This is a genomic window from Ramlibacter sp. PS3R-8 (assembly GCF_037572435.1).
GTDB lineage: Bacteria > Pseudomonadota > Gammaproteobacteria > Burkholderiales > Burkholderiaceae_C > Ramlibacter.
Genome location: NZ_JBBHGT010000001.1, coordinates 452,159 through 468,761, shown reverse-complemented (window position 1 = coordinate 468,761; position 16,603 = coordinate 452,159). Strand labels below are relative to the sequence as shown.

The 16,603-nt window shown below is 69.1% G+C and carries 19 protein-coding genes; 7 read left to right on the top strand and 12 right to left on the bottom strand.

From position 1 onward, the window contains the following. Positions 1 to 8 precede the first annotated feature (8 nt). Positions 9 to 2,156, top strand: coding sequence for a 3-hydroxyacyl-CoA dehydrogenase NAD-binding domain-containing protein (locus WG902_RS02205; protein WP_340059420.1), 2,148 nt, complete (start codon positions 9 to 11; stop codon positions 2,154 to 2,156). 3 nt (positions 2,157 to 2,159) lie between these two features. Here the strand turns inward: WG902_RS02205 and sorU are convergent, their stop codons facing one another. Together sorU and sorT are read right to left on the bottom strand one after the other, a co-directional pair. Next, positions 2,160 to 2,462, bottom strand: coding sequence for a SorU family sulfite dehydrogenase c-type cytochrome subunit (gene sorU / locus WG902_RS02200; RefSeq protein WP_445263644.1), 303 nt, complete (start codon positions 2,460 to 2,462; stop codon positions 2,160 to 2,162). Further along, positions 2,462 to 3,682 (bottom strand): SorT family sulfite dehydrogenase catalytic subunit, encoded by a 1,221-nt coding sequence (gene sorT / locus WG902_RS02195; protein WP_340058256.1) that lies wholly within the window; start codon positions 3,680 to 3,682, stop codon positions 2,462 to 2,464. The genes sorU and sorT overlap by 1 nt, the downstream gene beginning before the upstream one ends. A gap of 118 nt (positions 3,683 to 3,800) precedes the next feature. Here sorT and WG902_RS02190 point away from each other — a divergent pair, with 118 nt between their 5' ends. From WG902_RS02190 to WG902_RS02175, 4 genes are read left to right on the top strand one after another with little or no spacing between them, the layout of a single operon-like run. Then, complete coding sequence (locus tag WG902_RS02190; RefSeq protein WP_340058255.1) at positions 3,801 to 4,736, top strand: bifunctional helix-turn-helix transcriptional regulator/GNAT family N-acetyltransferase; 936 nt, start codon at positions 3,801 to 3,803, stop codon at positions 4,734 to 4,736. After that, a complete protein-coding gene (locus WG902_RS02185; RefSeq protein WP_340059419.1) occupies positions 4,718 to 5,629 on the top strand; it encodes a DMT family transporter in 912 nt (303 codons plus the stop codon). Before WG902_RS02190 ends, WG902_RS02185 begins: the two co-directional genes overlap by 19 nt. A gap of 7 nt (positions 5,630 to 5,636) precedes the next feature. After that, on the top strand, positions 5,637 to 6,227 hold the full coding sequence (locus WG902_RS02180) for a chromate transporter (RefSeq protein WP_340058254.1): 591 nt from the start codon (positions 5,637 to 5,639) through the stop codon (positions 6,225 to 6,227). After that, positions 6,224 to 6,799, top strand: coding sequence for a chromate transporter (locus WG902_RS02175; protein ID WP_340058253.1), 576 nt, complete (start codon positions 6,224 to 6,226; stop codon positions 6,797 to 6,799). Before WG902_RS02180 ends, WG902_RS02175 begins: the two co-directional genes overlap by 4 nt. Before the next feature lie 9 nt (positions 6,800 to 6,808). Here WG902_RS02175 and WG902_RS02170 read toward each other — a convergent pair whose 3' ends face one another. From WG902_RS02170 to WG902_RS02150, 5 genes are all read right to left on the bottom strand, one after another. After that, positions 6,809 to 7,408, bottom strand: coding sequence for a 3-keto-disaccharide hydrolase (locus tag WG902_RS02170; RefSeq protein WP_340058252.1), 600 nt, complete (start codon positions 7,406 to 7,408; stop codon positions 6,809 to 6,811). A gap of 82 nt (positions 7,409 to 7,490) precedes the next feature. Next, positions 7,491 to 7,823 carry a hypothetical protein gene (locus tag WG902_RS02165; protein ID WP_340058251.1) on the bottom strand — a complete coding sequence of 111 codons (333 nt, stop codon included), beginning with the start codon at positions 7,821 to 7,823 and terminating at the stop codon, positions 7,491 to 7,493. A gap of 1 nt (position 7,824) precedes the next feature. Further along, a complete protein-coding gene (locus WG902_RS02160; protein WP_340058250.1) occupies positions 7,825 to 8,544 on the bottom strand; it encodes an SIR2 family NAD-dependent protein deacylase in 720 nt (239 codons plus the stop codon). Beyond that, positions 8,541 to 9,275, bottom strand: a complete 735-nt coding sequence (gene rlmB, locus WG902_RS02155) for a 23S rRNA (guanosine(2251)-2'-O)-methyltransferase RlmB (protein WP_340058249.1) — start codon at positions 9,273 to 9,275, stop codon at positions 8,541 to 8,543. The genes WG902_RS02160 and rlmB overlap by 4 nt, the downstream gene beginning before the upstream one ends. Positions 9,276 to 9,282: 7 nt before the next feature. Beyond that, entirely contained in the window at positions 9,283 to 9,978 is a 696-nt protein-coding gene (locus tag WG902_RS02150; RefSeq protein WP_340058248.1) for an ABC transporter ATP-binding protein, read from the bottom strand. Between WG902_RS02150 and WG902_RS02145 the strand changes: the two genes are divergently transcribed. Next, positions 9,977 to 10,618, top strand: coding sequence for an arylesterase (locus WG902_RS02145; protein WP_340058247.1), 642 nt, complete (start codon positions 9,977 to 9,979; stop codon positions 10,616 to 10,618). The two genes, WG902_RS02150 and WG902_RS02145, sit on opposite strands and share 2 nt — an antisense overlap. Next, positions 10,615 to 11,670, top strand: a complete 1,056-nt coding sequence (gene mnmH, locus WG902_RS02140) for a tRNA 2-selenouridine(34) synthase MnmH (RefSeq protein WP_340058246.1) — start codon at positions 10,615 to 10,617, stop codon at positions 11,668 to 11,670. The genes WG902_RS02145 and mnmH overlap by 4 nt, the downstream gene beginning before the upstream one ends. A 168-nt stretch (positions 11,671 to 11,838) precedes the next feature. Here the strand turns inward: mnmH and WG902_RS02135 are convergent, their stop codons facing one another. The 5 genes from WG902_RS02135 to WG902_RS02115 all read right to left on the bottom strand — a co-directional run bounded on the left by WG902_RS02135 (position 11,839) and on the right by WG902_RS02115 (position 16,601). Continuing rightward, positions 11,839 to 13,041: a PLP-dependent transferase gene (locus WG902_RS02135; RefSeq protein ID WP_340058245.1), complete on the bottom strand. Its 1,203-nt coding sequence runs from the start codon at positions 13,039 to 13,041 to the stop codon at positions 11,839 to 11,841. A 152-nt stretch (positions 13,042 to 13,193) separates the two neighbouring features. Continuing rightward, positions 13,194 to 13,718 carry a phosphoribosyltransferase gene (locus WG902_RS02130; protein WP_340058244.1) on the bottom strand — a complete coding sequence of 175 codons (525 nt, stop codon included), beginning with the start codon at positions 13,716 to 13,718 and terminating at the stop codon, positions 13,194 to 13,196. A 14-nt stretch (positions 13,719 to 13,732) separates the two neighbouring features. Beyond that, entirely contained in the window at positions 13,733 to 15,064 is a 1,332-nt protein-coding gene (locus tag WG902_RS02125; protein ID WP_340058243.1) for an adenylosuccinate synthase, read from the bottom strand. Between the two features lie 35 nt (positions 15,065 to 15,099). Further along, complete coding sequence (locus tag WG902_RS02120; protein ID WP_340058242.1) at positions 15,100 to 16,263, bottom strand: ATP phosphoribosyltransferase regulatory subunit; 1,164 nt, start codon at positions 16,261 to 16,263, stop codon at positions 15,100 to 15,102. 149 nt (positions 16,264 to 16,412) lie between these two features. Continuing rightward, positions 16,413 to 16,601 carry a DUF2065 domain-containing protein gene (locus tag WG902_RS02115; RefSeq protein ID WP_340058241.1) on the bottom strand — a complete coding sequence of 63 codons (189 nt, stop codon included), beginning with the start codon at positions 16,599 to 16,601 and terminating at the stop codon, positions 16,413 to 16,415. Positions 16,602 to 16,603: the final 2 nt, after the last annotated feature.

The window sequence follows — 16,603 nt, the reverse complement described above, 5'->3', positions numbered from 1 at the left end:
TGGCCGCGATGAAGACCATCCGCTACGAACTCGCCGACGGGATCGCCACCCTCACCTTCGACGAGCCCGGCTCGCCGGTGAACACGATGTGCGAGCAGTGGCAGCACGACCTCGGCGCCGCCGTGCGGCAGGTGCTGGCGGACAAGGACGCGATCCGCGGCGTCGTGCTGGCATCGGCCAAGACGACGTTCTTCGCCGGCGCGGACCTCAAGGGAACGATGCGCCTGCAGGCGAGCGACGGGCCGCGCGTGTTCCGCGAGATCGAGGAGATGAAGCGCAACTTCCGCACCCTCGAGACGCTGGGCAAGCCGGTGGTCGCGTGCCTGAACGGAGCGGCACTCGGCGGCGGCTGGGAGGTCGCGCTGGCCGCGCACCATCGCGTCGCGGTCGACAACCCGAAGATCCAGTTCGGCCTGCCCGAGATCACGCTGGGCCTGATCCCCGGCGCCTCCGGCATCACCAAGATGACGCGCCTGCTGGGCCTGATGGGGGCGCAACCGCACATCCTGGAAAGCAGGCTGTTCTCGCCGCGCGAGGCGATGGAGCTGGGGCTGGTGCACGAACTGGTCGACACCGCGGAAGGCCTGCGCCCCGCCGCGCTCGCCTGGATCGCTGCCCATCCGCAGGCGCAGCAGCCGTGGGACGCCAAGGACTACCGCATGCCCGGCGGCACGCCGAGCAACCCCAAGATCGCCGGCATGCTGGCGGTGGCGCCCGCCGCGCTGAAGCAGAAGACCCGCGGGCTCTACCCCGCACCGGAATACGCGCTGGCCTGCATGGTGGAAGGCGCGCAGGTGGACTTCGACACCGCCCTGCGCATCGAAAGCCGCTACCTGGCGCGCTTGATCACGATGCCGGTGGCGAAGAACATGATCAACACGTTCTTCTTCAACATGAACGCGATCAAGTCCGGCCAGTCGCGCCCGCGCTGGGAAGGCCGCTTCAAGCCGCAGAAGGTGGGCATCCTGGGCGCCGGCATGATGGGCGCGGGCATCGCGTATGCGCAGGCCGGCCGCGGCATCGCGACGGTGCTCAAGGACGTCTCGCAGGACAAGGCCGAAGCGGGCAAGGCCTACAGCCTGAAGCTGACACAGGCGCGCGTGGAGAAGGGCCGCATGAGCCCGCACGACCAGGCCGCCCTGCTCGCGCGCATCACCGCGACCGAATCGACGAAGGACCTTCAGGGTTGCGACCTCGTCATCGAGGCGGTGTACGAGAACCGCGAGCTGAAGGCGAAAGTCACCAAGGAGGCGGAGCCGATGCTGGCGCCGGTCGGCTTCTTCGCCAGCAACACCTCCACGCTGCCGATCGGCGGACTGGCCAAGGCCAGTGCGCGCCCGGAGAAATTCGTCGGCATCCACTTCTTCAGTCCCGTCGACAAGATGAAGCTGGTGGAGATCATCCGCGGGCCGTCGACGGACGACGAGACGGTCGCCCGCGCCTTCGACTACGTGCAGGCGCTCGGCAAGATCCCCATCGTGGTGAACGACGCGCGCGGCTTCTTCACCAGCCGGGTGTTCGGCACCTTCGTGATGGAGGGCGCGGCCATGGTGGGCGAAGGCATCCCCGCCGCGGTGGTCGAACAGGCCGGCTTGCAGTGCGGCATGCCGGTGGGACCGCTCGCCGTGCTGGACGAGACGGCGCTGTCGCTGTCGGTGCACGTGCTGGACCAGACGCGCGCCGACTACCGCGCCGAGGGGCGCACCTACATCGCCGCGCCCGGCGAACTGCTGGTGGAACGCCTGGTCAAGGAGTTCGACCGCAACGGCCGTGCGGCCGGCGCGGGCTTCTACGAATACCCCGAAGAAAAAGGCGCGAAGAAGTTCCTGTGGCCCGGGCTCGCCGAGCTGTTCGGCAAGCCGGGCGTGACCTGGAACATGCAGGACCTGAAGGACCGCCTGCTGTTCCGCCAGTCGGTGGAGACGGCGCGCTGCCTCGCGGAGAACGTGCTGACCAGCGTGCACGACGCCAACATCGGTTCGATCTTCGGCATCGGCTTCCCGGGGTGGACCGGGGGCGCGATGCAGTTCATCTACGGCATCGGGGTCGATGCGTTCCTCCAGCGTGCGAAGGAGCTGGCATCCCATTACGGGCCGGGCTTCGCGGTATCGCCCGAAGTGGAAGCGGCGATTCGCAAGCACCAGCCGAAGTGGTGAGCCTCAGCGGGTGGCTTGCTCGATGTAGCGGGCCAGCAATTGCACCTGCGCTTCCGTCAGTTGCGGGAAGGCCGGCATCTGCCCGATGCCGTTGCGCAGGGCCTTCACCACGCGCGCGGCGTCCGGCTTGAGTTCATCGAGCGATGGGCCGACCGCGCCCGCGGCATCCGCGTCCTTGAGCGTGTGGCACACGGCGCACGACGGCACGACCTCCTTGAACAGTCGCCGCGCCTGGTCGTCGCCGAAGGCCGGGCCGGCAAGGCCCAGTGCCACCAGGCAGGCGGCCCCGGTAGTGCGAACCCGCATCACGCCACGGTGATCGGAAAGGCGTGCGAGCGCCAGCCGCTGTTCAGGTAGCCGCCGGCGTTCGACGGCGTGGTTTCGACCTGCCAGTTGAACCGCGAGTCCTGGGCGCGTGACGCCAGCATGTACTGGCCGGGCTGCAGCTGGATCGGCAGCACGAATTGCCGCCAGGCAAAGCGTCCGAGGTCCGGCCCGACGAAGCGCGCCTCGTGCCAGGTCTGGCCGCCGTCGAGGGACACGTCCACGCGGCGCACCGGGCGCGTCGCACCCATCGCGACGCCGTGCACCTGCACCAGGCCGGCCTTGACCGGGCCGCCGTCGGAGGTGGGTCCGTTGATCCAGGACTTCACGTCCATTTCCCAGACGGCCGGCTGCGAGGGGTCGCCCTTCACGCCGGGGGGCGACATGCGATAGCCGGTCTTCTGGATGGCCGCATCCGACTCGGTGGCCCCGAAGGCCAGCCGCTTGACGTACTTGATGTTGTTGACGCCGCTGTAGCCGGGAACCACCAGCCGCAGCGGTCCGCCATGCGCATGCGGCAGCGGCTGCCCGTTCATTTCCCAGGCCAGCATGGCGTCATCCATCGCCTTCACCGGCACCGAACGCTCCACCATCACGCTCTTGGGGTCGATCCCCGCCGGCAGCGTTTCGCCGCCGGTGCCCGTCATGAAGCGCGCGCCGTCGGCCAGCCCGCCCAGGGCAGCGACGACGCTGCGCACCGGGACACCGCTCCAGATCACGCAGCCCGCCGCGCCAACCGTCCACTTGGTGCCGCTCGGGCTGTCGGCGAAATAACCGCGTCCATTGCCGGAACACTGCAGCACGGTGGCGACGGTTTCCAGGCCCATGCCCTTGAGGTCGGCGACGCTCAGCGTGCGCGGCTGCCGCACGCCCTCGACGGACACTTCCCAGGCATCGCGGTTCGCGACGATGGAGACGTCCGGGGCCGGCAGGTTGTTGCGGATGTAGAGCCGATCGGACGGCGTGATGATGCTGGTGCCGAACGCGGACTTCTTCGTCTCGATGGTCGTGGCCGTGTGCACGATCATCTGGTTGGGATCCTTCCAATTCACGTACGGCGGCAACGGTCGCGGCTGCGCGGCGGTGGGCGTGCCGGCGGGGGCGGTCTGTGCGTGGCCAACGCGGGCCAGGGTGGCGCCGGCGATGGCGGACGCGGTGCCGGCCAACAGGCCCCGGCGGGACCAGCGGGGGGTATTGCTCATTTGGCTCGTCTCCTCTCCTGTTTCGTACCCCGCGAAGCATAGGGCGGTTGCGATGGCCGTCCTTAGGGAAAAACACCATTCCTTGACTCAGGCAACTAATTGCACCGACACTTCCTGCATGCCTCACGGTGCCCGTTCGATCCCGCCGGCCGACGTCAAGGCGGTTCGCGCGTTCAACCGTTTCTACACGCAACGCATCGGGGTCCTCAAGCGCTACCTGGACACGGACTTCACGCTGACGGAAGTACGGGTGCTGTACGAACTGGCGCACCGGCCGCCGCTGGCTGCGCGCGACCTGGTGCGGGAGCTGGAGCTCGACGCGGGCTACCTGAGCCGGATCCTGCGCCGCTTCGACGACAAGGGCTGGGTGCAGCGCGAGCCGGCGCCCCACGACGGCCGCCAGAGCCTGTTGCGGCTGACCGAGACGGGCCACGCGATCTTCGCGCCGCTGCAGCAGAAATCGCGGGATGAAGCCGCGGCGCTCCTCGCAACCATCGCACCTGACCAGCGTCCGCACCTGATCGACGCGCTGCAGACCGTGCACCGGCTGCTCGAGCCGAAGGCCGCCACCGCGCCCCAGGTGGTGCTGCGCGACCCGCGCCCGGGGGACCTGGGCTGGGTCGTGCAGGTGCACGGCGAGCTCTATGCGCGCGAGTACGGCTTCGACGCCACGTTCGAGGCGCTGGTGGCCGACATCGCCGCGAAGTTCCTGCGCAACTTCGACCCTGGCTGCGAGAAAGGCTGGATCGCGGTGGTGGACGGCAGGCGCATGGGGTGCGTATTTCTCGTGCGCAAGTCAGCGACGGTGGCGCAGTTGCGGCTGCTGATCGTGCGGCCGCAAGCGCGCGGCCTCGGCCTCGGCGCCACCCTCACCGACGCCTGCATCGCATTCGCGCGCGCCAGGGGCTACCGCAAGATCATGCTGTGGACGCAGAGCAACCTGGTGGCCGCCCGCGCGATCTACCAGGCACGGGGCTTCGTGCTGAAGCAAAGCGATCCGAACAGCGCGTTCGGCCAGGAGCTGGTGAGCGAGGTCTGGGAGCGCAAGCTCTGAACGCCGCCCTGCTCGCAGCCGCCGGCGCCGGCGTGCAGGTCGGCGCGGCCATCGTGGCCTCGCGCTTCGTCGTCGACACCGTGCCGCCGCTGACGCTGGCGATGCTGCGCTATGCCATCGGCTTCGCCTGCCTGCTGCCGTTCGCGCTGCTTGTCCTGCGGGGGCCGCGACCGGCGCCGCCCGTGCGCGACCTGTTGGCGATGGCGGCGCTCGGCACGGGGCAGTTCGGCATCCTCATCGCGCTGCTCAATTTCGGGCTGCAGCATGTCGCAGCCGCGCCCGCCGCCCTGATCTTCAGCCTGTTCCCGCTGCTGACGCTGCTGCTCGGCGCAGCGCTGGGCCGCGAGCAGGTGCAGCCACGGCTGCTGGCCGGCGTGCTGGTCTCGATCGCCGGCGTGGCGCTGGCGCTGGGTCCCAAGCTGCAGGCCGCCTCCGGCGGTCATTGGTGGGGCGAGGCCGCGGTGTTCGCTTCGGCATGCGTGGGCGCCCTGTGCAGCGTGCTGTACCGGCCTTACCTGCAGCGCTATCCGACGGTGCCGGTGTCGGCCTTCGCGATGCTCGCGTCGGTGCTGTTCCTCGCGTTGGCCGCGCTGGCCGAAGGCTGGCCGGCGCGCGTGACCGCCGTGCCCGGCGTGGCCTGGGCCGCGGTCGCCTTCATCGGGGTGTCCAGCGGCGTGGGCTACTTCTGGTGGTTGTATGCGCTCAAGCACGAGTCGCCGACACGGGTCACGGCCTTCCTGGCCCTCAACCCGGTGACCGCCGCCGTGCTGGGTTGGCTGCTGCTGCGCGAGCCCTTGCCGCCCCGATTGCTGGGTGCGGTGGCGCTGATCGCCGCCGGCCTGGTGCTGGCGACCCGCGCGCCGTCCGGTGAACGACAGGCACGGGCGGGATAATCGGCGCATGTCTTCCCCGATCGACGCCGGCGCCACGCCGCCGCCCGCCGCCGGCCGGCCCCGCTCGCTGACCGATCTGTTCGTCTCCTTCACGCTGCTCGCCCTGCAGGGCTTCGGCGGCGTGCTGGCCGTCGTCCAGCGCGAACTGGTGGAGAAGAAGCGCTGGCTGACGCGCGAGGAATTCATCGAGGAATGGTCTGTGGCCCAGATCATGCCGGGCCCCAACGTGATCAACCTGTCCATCACCCTGGGGGCGCGCTACTTCGGCCTGCGCGGGGCGCTGGTGGCCCTGGCGGGAATGCTCACCCTGCCCCTGCTCGTGGTGCTGGGACTGGCGCTGGTCTATGCCGGGTTCGCCGACAACCCGCACGTGGGCGGCGCGTTGCGCGGGATGGGCGCGGTGGCCGCAGGGCTGATCATGGGCACGGGCCTCAAGCTGATGTCCGCCCTGCAGAAGAACGTGCTCGGCATTCCGCTGTCGGCGCTGCTGGGCGTGCTGACCTTCGCCGGCATTGCGCTGCTCAAGCTGCCGCTGGCGTGGGTGCTCCTCCCGCTGGGCGCGATCGGCTCCTTCCAGGCCTGGCGGATGCTCCGATGAACCCGATCGTCATGCAGGCCGGCGACTGGGTGGCGCTGCTGGTCCACTACCTGTCCCTGTCGCTGCTTTGCGTCGGCGGGGCCATCAGCACTGCGCCGGACATGCACCGGTTCCTGGTCCAGGAGAAGGCATGGCTGACGGATCCGCAGTTCAGCGCCTCGATCGCCATCGCCCAGGCCGCGCCGGGGCCCAACGTGCTCTTCACCGCCCTGATGGGATGGAACGTCGGCCTCAATGCCGGCGGCCTGGGCGCCGCGGCGCTGGGCATGGCGCTCGCGTTGGGCGGGATCATGCTTCCCAGCTCCGTGCTGGTGTACCTCACGGCGCACTGGAGCCATCGCAACCGCGACCTGCGGGCCGTGCGGGCGTTCAAGCAAGGCATGGCGCCCCTGGTGGTCGCCTTGCTGGTGGCAACGGGCTGGATCCTGGCGACCGGCAACGGGTACGCACTGGCCAACTGGCCGGGCTGGGCCATCACCATCGTCACGGCCTTGCTCGTCTGGCGCACCCGCCTGCACCTGCTCTGGCTGCTGGGGGCCGGAGCGGTGCTGGGCTGGATGGGCTGGGTGTAGCGTCCCCGGCTACAGCGGCCGGACCTCGACCTTGCGCCACTTGATGGTGCCGCGGCCCCATTGCAGCGCGATCGGCCCGCTGGCGAACTTGCTGTCGCGGATGTCCACGGTCTTCACGCCGTTGAAGACCACCACCAGGTGGTCCCCCCGCGCGGTGAGCTCGAAGGTGTTCCACCTGCCGCCCGCGCGGGCGAAGGGCTGCGCCACGGGCGCGAACCTCACGATGGCGCCGGTGGCATACGTCGGGTCGGGCCGCTGGTCGAAGATGTTGGCCTCGTAGCAGCTCTCGTCCGTGATCTGCACGGGGTTCTGGCAGCGCAGGAAGATGCCGCTGTTGGCGTCGTCGCTGGCCCAGAATTCGGCGCGCAGCATGAAGTCGCGGTACGAATTGCGTGTCACGAGGTAGCCGGGGTTGCTGCCACCGGACATCGCCTGGATGGCGCCGTCGGAGGCCGTCCAGTTGGTGTCGCCGACGCGGTTGAAGTTTTCCATGCCGCGCGTGCCGTCGACCAGCGACGTCCACCCCGTCATCGAGCCTGTCGCCGCGCAACCGCCAAGGGCCGCGGCAAGCGTCGTGGCCGCCAGGGACGCGAAGGTGCGTTTGCTCATCGTTGTCTCCTTTCGGTGGACCCATGCGCCTCGGCCTGGGGGCAACATCTTGCGGGGCTTTGGGGGGCAGCGCAAGCGGGGCTCAACGCGGGTTCTCGAAGAAGACGTAGCTGCCGAAGCCGCCGATTTCGAAGTAGACCTTCTTCTCGGTGGGGTCGGCCACGAAATTCAGGTTCTCGTCCAGCACGCCGTAGCCGTAGCGATAGGCGCGCGATTCGTTGTCGCTGGTGCCGAGGGCGGTGCTCAACTTGTCGACGCGAATGAACCGTCGCACCACCTTGTCACCCGCATACACCTCCAGCACGCCGTTGGTCCCGGTCCAGTTCTGCACGCCGCGGCCGAACTGGTTCTGCTGCTCCTGGGTGCAGCCCACCGCCAGCGCGGCGGCGCCAAGTGCCCACCATGTCCTGTTCATTTCATTCCTCCAGCAAATCAGGCAACAACAGGGCCGACGTCCCGCGCAGTACAGCGTCCGCTGCATCGTCGAGGGCGCTCGGTTCCGGATTGATCACGACGACCCGCCCCCGGGTGGCGCGGGCCAGGCCGGCGGCGGGGTAGACAACGCCGGACGTGCCCACGACCAGCATCAGGTCGCAGGCCCCGGCGGCGGCTTCCGCGGCTGCGAGCTCCGCCTCCGGCAGCATCTCGCCGAACCAGACCACGGCAGGCCGCCGCTGGTTGCCGCAGGCCGGGCAGCACGGCGGCCGGCCCTCCTGCAGGCGGGCCGGGTCGCAACAGCGCCGCGGCGGCTCCAGCCACTTGTCCTGGGCCAGGTTGCCGTGCAGCGCCAGCACGCCGGGCGAGCCGGCGCGCTGGTGCAAGCCGTCGACATTCTGGGTCACCACCAGGAGCCGTCCGGGATGGCGCTGCTGGAAGGCCGCCACCGCGAGATGGCCCGCATTCGGCTGCACCCGGGCCACGCCTTCCCGGCGCGACTGGTACCAGTCCCACACCAGGCGCGGGTCGGCGCGGAACCCTTGTTCGGTGGCCAGGTCCTCGGGCCGGAAGTCGGCCCAGAGACCGGCCTGCGCATCGCGGAAGGTGGGCACGCCGGACTCGGCGCTCATGCCCGCGCCGCTGAGCAGCACTATGGTGCGCGCGGCGCGCAGCCACTGGCGCACCTCGGCGGTGTTCACGTGCGCTGCCGGACGGCCTCGTACAGGCAGATGCCGCTGGCGACGGACACGTTCAGGCTCTCCACGGCGCCCAGCATCGGGATCGACACCAGCGCGTCGCAGGTCTTGCGCGTGAGCTGCCGCAGGCCCGTGCCCTCGGCGCCGAGCACCAGCGCAGTGGCCACCTTCAGGTCGGACTGGTACACGGTGTGGGTGGCGTCGTCGGACAGCCCCAGGCACCAGATGCTGCGCTCCTTCAATTCGCCCAGCGTGCGCGCGAGGTTGGTCACCATGAAGTACGGCACCGTCTCGGCGGCGCCGCTGGCAACCTTGGCGACCGTGGCATTCACGCCGACCGCATGGTCCTTCGGCGCGATGACCGCGTGGGCGCCGGCGCCGTCGGCCACGCGCAGGCAGGCGCCCAGGTTGTGCGGATCGGTCACGCCGTCCAGCACCAGCAGCAGCGGCGGCCCGGAAACGGTGTCGAGCAGGTCGTCGAGCGAGGTGCTCATGGCGACCGCCTCCGCGCGCGCCACGACGCCCTGGTGGCCGGCGCTGCCGGCCAGGCGCGACAGCCGCAGCCCGTCGGATTCGATGGTCTTGATGCCCGCCTCCTGCGCCTTCTGCAGGAACTGGCGCATCCGCGCGTCGCGCCGCGAGGCATCGACGTACAGCTCGATGATGGAATGGGGAGCGGTGCGCAGGCGCACGCCGACGGCGTGGAAGCCGAACAGGACCTTGGGGGCGGACATGCGGCGATTATCCGGCGACGGCCTGGCTGTCCTGGCTGGCGATGCGCCCCGCCTCGATGGTGATGCGGCGCTCGCAGCGCGCCGCAATGGCCTGGTCGTGCGTGACCAGCACGAGGGTGGTGCCCTGTTCGCGGTTCAGGTCGAACATCAGCTGCATGACTTTTTCGCCGGTGGCGAAGTCGAGGCTGCCGGTCGGTTCGTCCGCCAGCAGCACCGCCGGCTGCACGACGAACGCCCGGGCCAGCGCCACCCGCTGCTGCTCACCGCCCGAAAGGACTTTCGGATAGTGGCCCAGCCGTTCGCCCAGGCCGACCCGACCGAGCATGTCGCTGGCTGCCTTGCGAGCGTCGCGCCGCCCGGCCAGTTCCAGCGGCAGCATCACGTTCTCCAGGGCAGAGAGATTGCCCATGAGCTGGAAGCTCTGGAACACGAAGCCGACCTGCCGCGCCCGCAGTTCCGCGCGGGCGTCTTCATCCAGGGCGAACAGGTCGTGGCCGGCCAGCCTGACCGTGCCCCGGGTGGGCGTGTCCAGGCCCGCGATGATCGACAGCAGCGTGCTCTTGCCCGAGCCGGAGGCGCCGACGATGGCCGCGGTTTCCCTGGCCGACAGGGAGAAATCGATATCCCGCAGAATGTCGAGGGTGCCGGTGGAATCGGTCACCGATTTGTGGACGTGATCGACGGAAATGATGGATTCAGACATGCGGGTTTCGAAGTGGACGCGGCGTGATTTCGTCGCCGCCGGCCTGGTGGCCTGTCATGGCGGCTGGGCGGCGGCGGCTGGCACCCCGGTGGTCCTGGTGGTGGGCGACTCGCTGAGTGCGGAGTATGGCCTGAAGCGCGGGACCGGGTGGGTGGCCCTGCTGGAGCAGCGGCTCGCCAGCGACAAGATCGCGGCCAGGGTGGTCAACGCCAGCATCAGCGGGGACACCACGTCCGGCGGGCGGTCGCGCCTGCCTGCGCTGCTGCAGCAGCACAAGCCGACCCATGTGGTCCTGGAACTGGGTGCCAACGACGCCCTGCGCGGACTGCCGCTCGCCGGCACCGAGGACAACCTGGCCGCGATGACGCAAGCGGCGCAGACAGCCGGCGCGCGCGTGCTGCTGGTGGGCATGCAGGTGCCGCCGAATTACGGCACCGATTACACCAACCGATTCTCGGGGCTGTTCGCGAAGGTCGCGAAGGAGCGCAAGGCGGCGCTGGTGCCCTTCCTGCTGGCCGGTGTCGCGGATGTCGCGGACCCGACCAGCATGTTCCAGGCCGATCGCATCCATCCGAAGGCCGAGGCGCAGCCGCGCATGCTGGACAACGTCTGGCCGGAACTCAAGAAGCTGTTGCGATGAGCGTGCGCCCCATCAGTGCGGCGGACGCCATCGGCCGCCTGCAGGACTTCGACGCCGTGATCGATGCGCGCAGCGAGAGCGAATACGCGGAAGACCGCCTGCCCGGCGCGATCAACTGGCCGTCGCTGGACGACGCGCAGCGGCACGAAGTGGGCACGCTGTACAAGCAGGTGAACCCGTTCGAGGCGCGCAAGCGCGGAGCCTCGCTGGTCGCCGCCAACATCTCGCGCCACATCGCCCGCGACGTGATGGACAAGCCCAAGGGCTGGAAGCCGCTGGTGTACTGCTGGCGCGGCGGCCAGCGCAGCGGGTCGCTGTCGCTGGTGCTGGGCCAGATCGGCTTCAATGTGCACATCGTCGAGGGCGGCTACAAGGCGTTCCGCGCGGCGGTGCTGGCGCAGTTGCCCGAGCTGGCGCGCTCCCTGCAGTACCGCGTGGTGTGCGGCCCCACCGGCTCCGGCAAGACGCGCTTGCTGCAGGCACTGGAGGCCGCCGGGGCGCAGGTGCTGGACCTCGAGGGACTGGCGAGTCACCGCAGCTCCGTGCTGGGCATCATTCCCGGGCAGCCGCAGCCGACGCAAAAGCGCTTCGACACGCTGGTGTGGGAGAAGCTGCGCAGCTTCGAACCGGCGCGCCCCGTGTTCGCGGAGAGCGAGAGCAAGAAGGTCGGCAACCTGGCGGTGCCCGATGCGCTGATGGAGGCGATGCGGGCCAGCCCGTGCCTTCGATTGGACCTGGCCGACGACGAGCGCGTGCGGCTGCTGCTGGAGGACTACGCCTTTTTCAGCAGCGACCGCGACCTGTTCTGCGGCCGGCTCGACGCCCTCGTGCAGATCCGCGGGCGCGAGCAGGTGCAGGCGTGGCAGGCGCAAGTGCGTTCGGGGGACATCGAAAGCGTGGTGCGCGAGCTGCTCGTGAAGCACTACGACCCGGGTTACGCCAGTTCCACGAGCCGCAATTTCAAGGCGTTCGGTCAGGCGCAGCCGATTGCGCCGAAGGACAGGTCGCCGGAGGCGATGGCGGAGCTGGCGCGGGAGTTGGTGGCGTCGTGACATATGCCGGGGTCGCTTCGCGAACCCGGCCTACGGGCACGGTTACGGCCACGCAATCCGTCTCCGAACCCGCGTCGTGACACATGCCGGGGTCGCTTCGCCAACCCGGCCCACGAGGTCACGCCGGATTCGTAGGTCGGGTTCGCGCAGCGACCCCGACACCACGGCTCACCCCCGCAACGCCCCCATCGCCTGCTCGAGATCCGCCCGCAGGTCCTCCACGTCCTCCAGCCCCACCGAAAACCGCACCAGCGTCCCCTTGTGCGGCCATGCCCTGCGCATCGACGGGATGTCGTACGGCACCACCAGGCTGATGGGTCCGGCCCAGGAATAACCCAGCTTGAACAGCTTCAGCGCGTCGCAGAACGCATCCACTCGCGCACTGCCGTAACGCGCGTCGAACACCACCGAGAACAAGCCTGCGGCCATCCCGTCCTCGCCGCACAGCGCCCGCCAATGCTCGTGCCCCGGCGATGAGGGAAAGGCCGGATGCAGCAACTGCGCGATCTCGGGCCGTGACTGCAGCCAGCCAGCCAGCGCGCGCGCGCTGCGGTCATGGGCGCGGTAGCGCACTTCGATGCTGGGCAGAGACCGCAGCACCGCCTCGACATCATTGGCGCCGACACCAAAGCCCAGGCGCATGTGCGTGAGCTTGATCTTCTGGTGCAGCGCATCGTCGCGCGTGACGACGCTGCCCATCAGCACGTCGCCGCCGCCGCTCGGGTACTTGGTCAGCGCCTGCACCACGATGTCGGCGCCGCTGCCGGCAAGGAAGCGGTCGCCGCGTCCCAGGTCGAAACCGTTGAAGGCCAGTCCGGCGCCCCACGTGTTGTCCAGCGCGGTCGTCACGCCGCGCTGGCGGCACACCTGCGCGAGATGCGCAAGCGGCGCGAACTCCATCGTCACGGAGCCCGGAGCCTCCAGCCAGACCAGCTTCGTGCCGGGACCGATGCGCGCCTGCAGGTCCGCGGGATCCATCGGGTCGTACAGGGCGTAGCGGATGCCCCAGCCCTTGAGTTCCGCCTCGGCCAGGGCCTTGGAAGGTCCATAGGCATTGTCCGGGAGCAGCACCTCGTCGCCACTTTTCAACAGGGCCAGGTTGACGGCGGCGATGGCGGCCAGGCCGCTGGGCACCAGCACGCATTGGCTGCCGCCTTCCAGCGCCGCGATCCGCTCCTCGAGCATGAAGGTGGTCGGCGTGCCGTGCAGCCCGTAGGTGTAGCCCGTCTTGTGCTTCCAGTCGCGCGCGCGGATGGCGGCGACGTTCGGGAAGATGACGGTGGACGCCTTGAAGACGCCCGGCTGCGGCGCGGCGAACCCGGCGGGCGGGACGTAGGGATGGTGGATGAGGTCGGTGACCGGCTTGCTCATGGCTGCATGGTACCTATGCGAATGAAAGCGGACAGCCGGACGCAGAAGGCACAGAAATTACGCAGAAGGCGCAAAAGAAAACCAGATTGAATGTTCTGCGTCTTCTGCGTGGCTTCAGCCTTCTGCGTCTTCTGCGTCCGGCAATCCGGCTTTCAGACTTTCCACTTCTCGAGCAGCTTCTCCGGGCGCATGGAGTCGTAGCTCTCGAACGGCTGGTGGATCCACGGGTTGGTCGGCAGGAACTCCACCGAATAGTCGGAGGTGAACTTCGACAGGCCCTTGGTCCACAGCACCGCGGTGCGCAGCTCGGTCACCTTGCTGTACTTGGTGCGCACCATCTCCACGACCTTTTGCAGCGTCAGGCCCGAGTCCGCGAGGTCGTCGACCAGCAGCACCTTGCCGGCGATCTCGCCCTTCGGCGTGGTGATGTAGTGGGCGATGTCCAGGTGCCCTTGCACCGTGCCGGCCTCCGCGCGGTACGAACTGGTGGACATGATGGCCAGCGGCTTGTCGAAGATGCGCGAGAGGATGTCGCCCGGCCGCATGCCCCCGCGCGCCAGGCACAGGATGGTGTCGAACTCCCAGCCGGACTGGTGGATCCTGATCGCGAGCTTCTCGCAGAGGTTGTGGTACTCGTCGTAGCTCACGTACAGGTGCTTGCCGTCTTCCGTCAACATGCTCAAGTTCCTCTTCAGTCCGCCAGGTAAGGATGGCGCTTCATGATCGTGTGGTCGCGATCGGGGCTGGTCGAGATGATATCGACCGGCACGCCGGTCACCTGCTGGATGCGCTGCAGGTACAGGCGCGCGTTCAGCGGCAGCTTGTCGTACTGGGTCACGCCCACCGTGGACTCGCTCCAGCCGTCCATCTTCTCGTACACCGGCTTGCAACGGCTGATCTCGTCGGCGCCGAGCGGCAGGATGTCGATGTGCTCGCCGTCCAGCTCGTAGCCGGTGCACAGCTGCAATTCGGCGATGCCGTCCAGCACGTCGAGCTTGGTGATGCACAGGCCGGACAGGCCGTTGACCTGCGCGCTGCGCTTGAGCAGCGCGGCGTCGAACCAGCCGCACCGGCGGAAGCGCCCGGTCGTCACGCCCTTCTCCGCGCCGACGGTGGAGAGGTGGTAGCCGACCGTGCCGGGGGTCGCCCAGTCCAGTTCGGTGGGAAACGGGCCGCCGCCGACGCGCGTGCAGTAGGCCTTGGTGATGCCCAGGATGTAATGCAGCATGCCCGGCCCGACCCCCGCGCCGGCGGAGGCATTGCCGGCCACGCAGTTGCTGGAGGTGACGTACGGATAGGTGCCGTGGTCCACGTCCAGCAGCGTGCCCTGCGCGCCCTCGAACAGCAGGTTGTCGCCGTGCAGGTGCGCCTCGTTCAGCTCGCGCGACACGTCCGCCATCATCGGCCGCAGGATCGCCGCGTGGCGCATCGCCTCGTCGAACACCTCCTGGTAGTCCAGCGGCGGGGCTTGCAGGTACTGCGTGAGCATGAAGTTGTGCAACTCCATCAGCTCCTTGAGCTTCTCGCCGAAGCGCTGCGGGTGCTTGAGGTCCTGCACGCGCAGGGCCCGGCGCGCGATCTTGTCCTCGTAGGCCGGTCCGATGCCGCGGCCGGTGGTGCCGATCTTCTCGGTGCCGCCCTTCTCGCGGAAGGTCTCCCGCGCGATGTCCAGCGCCGCATGGAACGGCAGGATCAGCGGGCAGGCTTCACTGATGCGCAGGCGCGAGCGCACCTCCACGCCGGCCTTCTCCAGCCCCTCGATCTCTTCGAGCAGCTTGGCCGCCGACAGCACCACGCCGTTGCCGATGTAGCACTTCACGCCCGGCCGCATGATGCCGCTCGGGATGAGGTGCAGCGCGGTCTTCACGCCGTTGATCACCAGCGTGTGGCCGGCGTTGTGGCCGCCCTGGAAGCGCACCACGCCCTGCGCCATCTCGGTCAGCCAGTCGACCAGCTTGCCCTTGCCCTCGTCGCCCCACTGGGTGCCGACCACGACCACGTTGCGGCCCTTCGTCTTCGTCATGACTTGCTCTTCGCAGAAAAAATGATTCGGGAGGTTCAGAGGGGGCGCACGGCCCAGCGGCCGCCGGCGTCGCGCGCCAGTTCGCGGTCGCAGTGGAACTCGTCCACTTCGCTTTCGTGGCCCGGCAGCACGCACACCACGGTCTCGCCGTCGCCGCGCAACGCGGCGATGGCGGCACGCAGGGCGACGGCGTCCTTGCCCGTGTCGAGCCACGGCGCGCGGATCGCCGCCTTCAGCGAGCGGGTGGCCGCCACGCCCACCAGTTCCTTGACGTCCAGGCTGAAGCCGACGGCGGGCCGGTTGCGGCCGAACACGGCGCCGACCTCGTCGTAGCGTCCGCCGCGCACCAGCGCGTCGCTTGCGCCGGGCGTGTAGATGCCGAAGCGCATGCCGCTGTAGTAGGCATAGCCCCGCAGGTCGGCCAGGTCGAAGCGGATGGACGCGCCTTCGACATGCGCGGCGAGCCAGCGCAAGCTGTCCAGCGCCTGCTGCGTGAGCTTGGACTTCGGCAGCACGCGGGCCGCCTCGTCGAGCACCTTGTCGCCTCCGTACAGCCCGATCAGGGCCTGCAGGCCGTCGCGCGACGCGGCGGGAAAGTCCTTCGTCAGCGTCGCCAGGCCGGTGGCGTCCTTCGTGGCGAGCGCCGCGTGCACCTGCGCGAGCCGCGAGGCATCGGCATCCACGCCGGACAGCAACGAACGCACGATGCGCGCGTCGGCCATGTCCACCGTCAGCGGGCCGACCTTGGTGGCCTTCAGGCAGTCCAGCGCCAGCAGCAAGGTTTCGAGGTCGGCTTCGAGGCCGGCGTGGCCGTAGATCTCCGCGCCGAACTGCACCGGCTCGCGGGTGGCGTGCGGGCGATCCGGGCGGGTGTGGAGCACGGGCCCGCAGTAGCACAGGCGGGTGACGCCCTGGCGATTGAGCAGGTGGGCGTCGATGCGGGCGACCTGCGGCGTGGTGTCCGCGCGGATGCCCAGCATGCGGCCGGAGAGCTGGTCGACCAGCTTGAAGGTCTGCAGCCCCAGCGCCTCGCCCGTCCCCGTGAGCAGCGACTCCAGGTGTTCCAGCAGGGGCGGCATCACCAGCTCGTAGCCGTAACCACGCGCGGTGTCCAGCAGTTCGCGGCGCAGTTCTTCGATGTGCCGGGCCTCGGAAGGCAACACATCGGCGATGTGATCCGGCAGGAGCCAGGCGGACATGGAGGAACGGGAGGCTGTTAAAACGGTGATTGTACCGGGGCTGAATTGCGTTGCCGGGCAAGCTCATCCACCGGGACTGTCCGTGCAGATGAATGCAGAGGACGCGGAAGTGCGCAGTCCTCTGCGTTCCTTTTCGCTGGGCGTCTCGCCTAGCTAACGAACCAGAGCGTGATCACGCCCAGCAGGATGCTGGTGAGCCCGAAGAAGCGCAGTTGCCCGTCGCGCAACTGCAGCAGCTTCAGGAAGGTCTGGCGCCAGCCCTGCGGCGACAGGAAGGGGAACAGCCCTTCCAGCACGAGCACCAGGGCGCACGCGGACCAGAGAACATTCCAGTCCACGC

Coding starts and splice junctions, on each gene's coding strand:
- WG902_RS02205 (WP_340059420.1), top strand. CDS start 9: ATGAAGACCATCCGCTACGAACTCGCCGACGGGATCGCCACCCTCACC.
- sorU (WP_445263644.1), bottom strand. CDS start 2,462: ATGCGGGTTCGCACTACCGGGGCCGCCTGCCTGGTGGCACTGGGCCTT.
- sorT (WP_340058256.1), bottom strand. CDS start 3,682: ATGAGCAATACCCCCCGCTGGTCCCGCCGGGGCCTGTTGGCCGGCACC.
- WG902_RS02190 (WP_340058255.1), top strand. CDS start 3,801: ATGCCTCACGGTGCCCGTTCGATCCCGCCGGCCGACGTCAAGGCGGTT.
- WG902_RS02180 (WP_340058254.1), top strand. CDS start 5,637: ATGTCTTCCCCGATCGACGCCGGCGCCACGCCGCCGCCCGCCGCCGGC.
- WG902_RS02175 (WP_340058253.1), top strand. CDS start 6,224: ATGAACCCGATCGTCATGCAGGCCGGCGACTGGGTGGCGCTGCTGGTC.
- WG902_RS02170 (WP_340058252.1), bottom strand. CDS start 7,408: ATGAGCAAACGCACCTTCGCGTCCCTGGCGGCCACGACGCTTGCCGCG.
- WG902_RS02165 (WP_340058251.1), bottom strand. CDS start 7,823: ATGAACAGGACATGGTGGGCACTTGGCGCCGCCGCGCTGGCGGTGGGC.
- rlmB (WP_340058249.1), bottom strand. CDS start 9,275: ATGTCCGCCCCCAAGGTCCTGTTCGGCTTCCACGCCGTCGGCGTGCGC.
- WG902_RS02145 (WP_340058247.1), top strand. CDS start 9,977: ATGCGGGTTTCGAAGTGGACGCGGCGTGATTTCGTCGCCGCCGGCCTG.
- WG902_RS02150 (WP_340058248.1), bottom strand. CDS start 9,978: ATGTCTGAATCCATCATTTCCGTCGATCACGTCCACAAATCGGTGACC.
- mnmH (WP_340058246.1), top strand. CDS start 10,615: ATGAGCGTGCGCCCCATCAGTGCGGCGGACGCCATCGGCCGCCTGCAG.
- WG902_RS02135 (WP_340058245.1), bottom strand. CDS start 13,041: ATGAGCAAGCCGGTCACCGACCTCATCCACCATCCCTACGTCCCGCCC.
- WG902_RS02130 (WP_340058244.1), bottom strand. CDS start 13,718: ATGTTGACGGAAGACGGCAAGCACCTGTACGTGAGCTACGACGAGTAC.
- WG902_RS02125 (WP_340058243.1), bottom strand. CDS start 15,064: ATGACGAAGACGAAGGGCCGCAACGTGGTCGTGGTCGGCACCCAGTGG.
- WG902_RS02120 (WP_340058242.1), bottom strand. CDS start 16,263: ATGTCCGCCTGGCTCCTGCCGGATCACATCGCCGATGTGTTGCCTTCC.